This window comes from Camelimonas lactis (assembly GCF_004342915.1).
In the GTDB taxonomy this organism is placed as follows: Bacteria; Pseudomonadota; Alphaproteobacteria; order Rhizobiales; family Beijerinckiaceae; genus Camelimonas; species Camelimonas lactis.
This window is the reverse complement of record NZ_SLWL01000042.1, coordinates 1-3,732: the sequence shown is the minus strand read 5'-3', so window position 1 is coordinate 3,732 and position 3,732 is coordinate 1. Positions and strand designations below refer to the sequence as shown.

Here is a 3,732-nt window from a genome sequence, read left to right as displayed (position 1 = left end):
AGGCTCATAACCTGAAGGTCGCTGGTTCAAATCCAGCCCCCGCAACCAATACAATTAAAACCCCGTCCGCTCCACGCGGACGGGGGTTTTTGCTTGTCCATCCCTTCCTCAGCCGCGATCAGGCCGCCGCCCAGAGCCCCAGGCGGCTCCTTGTCTGTCCATCCGCCGGACGCCTCGCCCCCAGCTGCCCACATCCGCACGGGTGACCGCGTGACGGCGGAGTTCCGGCGTGGGTATGGCCCGGCTGACATTCAGCAGCGTCAGATCGCGGATGCGCGGTTCGGCAACCGGTTGTTCATTGTCAGGCACGCCGGGACCGGCTGAGAGCGTTCCGCCATGTGGGCGCGGGGCGCTGAAATCGCGATCTCCGGCGCCTGGTCGTGGCAGCATCGTCCTGGGAAGCTGCCTGATTGGAGTAATTCCGGCCCCCTACGACCGCGCATAAGGGCCACAGCGTTCACATCCGGCAAAAGGTGTGGACGTTACGCGCCGCCGCGGGCCCGCCGACGGCTGATGCGCTGCCTTGGCGATAACGTTTTCTGTCCCCAAATCCGCGCTGGCAGGATATCGCCGGCGAAAAGGTCAGCCCACAGCCTGTGTGGATAAAATATCATAAATATCAAACAATTGTCCCGCTCCGCTTCGCCAATTGCCGGCGAAATTGCGCGCGAAAGTATGACCTTTCCTGGCAGTTACGGTCCTTCTTCTGTGCCGGGCGGCGCGGCAATATCGCGGGGCATAAACAAATCGGCTCATCAGAAAGTATTTTCTGGCCGGACACCCCACTGGGAGGGGAAGGTTCCATGCTCCTGGCAGTTTCGAAGCCCGGTAATGCGTTTGATCTCGACGACATCGAGACAGCAACTGTTGACCGCCTGCGCGATCTTCAACACGCCCGGATGCGTCACATCATCAGGCATGCTTACGAGAACAGTCCGCCATACCAGAGAAAGTGCATGGCGGCGGGCGTTCATCCCGATGATTTCCGGAATCTTGACGATCTGAAGAAATTCCCTTTCTCCGTGAAACAGGATTTCCGTGACCATTATCCATATGGGATGTTCGCGGTTCCGCTTGATCGCGTGGCCCGCATACATGCCTCGAGCGGAACGACGGGCAAGCCGGCGGTGGTCGGTTACACCGCGAACGACCTTGCGACCTGGTCCGGCCTGGTTGCGCGTTCATTGCGGGCCGCTGGCGCGCGCGCCGGCGACCGGGTGCATAACGCCTATAATTACGGGCTCTTCACAGGCGGCATCGGCTCACACGATGGCGCGCAGGCCCTCGGCGTCACGGTGATCCCGGTGTCGGGCGGCCAGACCGAGCGACAGGTGAACCTGCTGGTCGACCTCAAGCCGACCATCATCATGGTGACGCCGTCCTATCTCCTGAATATCGCCGATGAATTCGACCGGCAGGGCCGGAGCCATGCGGACATCGCGCTGCGCGTGGCCCTCGTCGGCGCCGAGCCCTGGACTGAGGCGATGCGGGCCGAGATCAACCGGCGGCTCAACCTGCAGGCGGTCGACTATTACGGCATTTCGGAGATCATCGGTCCTGGCGTTGCCTGCGAGTGCATCGAAACGCTCGATGGTCCGACGTTGTGGGAGGACCACTTCTATCCGGAGATCATTGACCCCGAGACCGGCGAGGTTCTTCCCGACGGTCAGTGGGGCGAACTGGTGATCACCACCCTTACCAAGGAAGCCCTTCCGGTCATTCGCTACCGGACGCGGGATATCACGCGGCTACTTCCCGGGACAGCGCGGCCGATGCGCCGCCTCGACCGTTTCGCCGGCCGTTCCGATGACATGATGATCATTCGCGGCGTCAACGTGTTTCCCTCCCAGATCGAAGAGCAGATCCTGCTGGTCCCGCAGCTCGGTGGTCATTTCCAGATCGAAATCCACCGCGAGGGGGCCCTGGATCATGTGACGATCAATGTGGAGCTCCGCGCCGGCGATGTCAGCGCGCCGGCCGCCGAGGTGGCGCGGGAGCTCGGCAAGCGCATCAAAACCATGGTCGGCATATCGGCAAACGTGAATGTCGCGCCCATGGGCGCGATTGAACGGTCGCAAGGCAAGGCCGTGCGCGTGATTGATCGCCGCAAGCTGCGCTGATCGGCCCGTTTCCCAACACATTCGCGGCCGAACCGGTCGCGCCGGATTTTTCCAACAGCAGCTCATGGAGAGTTTCATGCTGATCGAGACACTATTGCCTATGGGCAAGGTGGACCCAGGGCTTCGCGCTCCGGACAAACCTCTGGATATCTGCTCCATCGGCGAGCAGGCGAGGCTTGTCGAGGAATGTGGCCTCGATGGCCTGTTCACCGAAGAAACCAAGGATGACCCGTTCGTCGTGATGGCGCTCGCCGCGCAGGCCACCACCAGACTGAAGCTCGGCACGGCCGTCACCATTGCCTTTCCGCGCAGCCCGACCGTGATGGCGCTCAGCGCATGGACAATCCAGAAGCTCTCCAGGGGGCGTTTCACGCTGGGACTGGGGCCGCAGGTCAAGGCGCACATCCAGCGCCGCTACGGCGTGGAGCCTCACCCCGCAGGGCCCTGGATGCGCGACTATATCCGCGCCGTCCGGGCCGTCTGGGATACATGGCAGAATGGCGCGCCGCTGAATTACCAGGGCGAGTACTACAAGCTCGATCTCATGGTGCCGCTGTTCGACGCGGGCCCGATCGAGCATCCGGACATTCCGGTGCACATTGCCGCTGTGAATACGGTGATGTCGATGGTCGCCGGCGAGGTCGCCGATGGCGTCCGGCCGCATCCTGTCTGCACCCCCGGTTACATTCGCGACGTGATGCTGCCCGAGGTGCGCAAGGGCGCCCAGAAGTCGGGCCGCTCCCTGGACAACTTCAAGGTTTCGATGAAGCCGCTCATCGCAACCGCCCCGAACGAGGAAGAACTTCAGACAAAGATCAGGGACGCACGGGCGCGCATCGCGTTTTACGCGTCCACCCCCGCCTATCTCGCCTGCTTCGAGCATGTTGGCCTTGGGGATCTGACGCGGGAGGCCAAACACCTTTCGCGCGCGCAGAACTGGGAAGAACTGCCCAGGCTCATCTCCGACGACATCCTCGAACAATTCGTGGTTTTTGGAACCTATGACGTCATCGGGCGCAAGCTGATGGACCGTTATGGCGACGTCGTCACCAACTGCGAATTCTCGATCCCGGTCCGTAACGATGGCGAAAAGCGGATCATGCAGCAGCTCGTTCGCGACCTGCACGGAGCCGGGGAGGCGCGCGCGCGCGCCAATATCCTCGGAACGGCGTGAAACGCCTCCGGACTTTGGTTCACAGGTTCGGCGCGCGGGGTAGCTGGCCCTGATCCCTGGATAGGGGCCCCGCCTCCGGGAAGGCCGCCGCAATCGTGAACGACCGCTCCGGAATATCCGCCAGCGTCGCCCGGCGCCCGCCGGGGGACGCCGGGAAGGTCGGGCGCGGCGCCTGGAAGGTCGGGGCCGCGTCTGGCAACGCGGCCTGCCAGATTTTGCGCGTCGCCGGCGATGGCGGTCCCAATCCGGATTTATGGGTGTGAGGAGAAGGCGAAATGGGCCACATCAACGTCGCCAAAGACAACGACGGCATCGTCACGCTCACAATGGATTTCGACGGGAAGGTGCGTGTTCCACGGGATGGTGGGCACTGATTCCACCGGATGATGGGCGCGCGTTCCACGCGATCATGGGCAGCATTTCCACGGCATCGTGGGC

Annotated in this window: 2 protein-coding genes; both read left to right on the top strand. The window is 62.8% G+C overall.

Features of this window, described 5'->3' with window-relative positions:
• Window positions 1–803: 803 nt before the first annotated feature.
• Entirely contained in the window at window positions 804–2,120 is a 1,317-nt protein-coding gene (gene paaK / locus EV666_RS18000) for a phenylacetate--CoA ligase PaaK (RefSeq protein ID WP_132011022.1), read from the top strand.
• 76 nt (window positions 2,121–2,196) lie between these two features.
• Window positions 2,197–3,294, top strand: a complete 1,098-nt coding sequence (locus EV666_RS17995; RefSeq protein WP_132011020.1) for a TIGR03617 family F420-dependent LLM class oxidoreductase — start codon at window positions 2,197–2,199, stop codon at window positions 3,292–3,294.
• Window positions 3,295–3,732 lie beyond the last annotated feature (438 nt).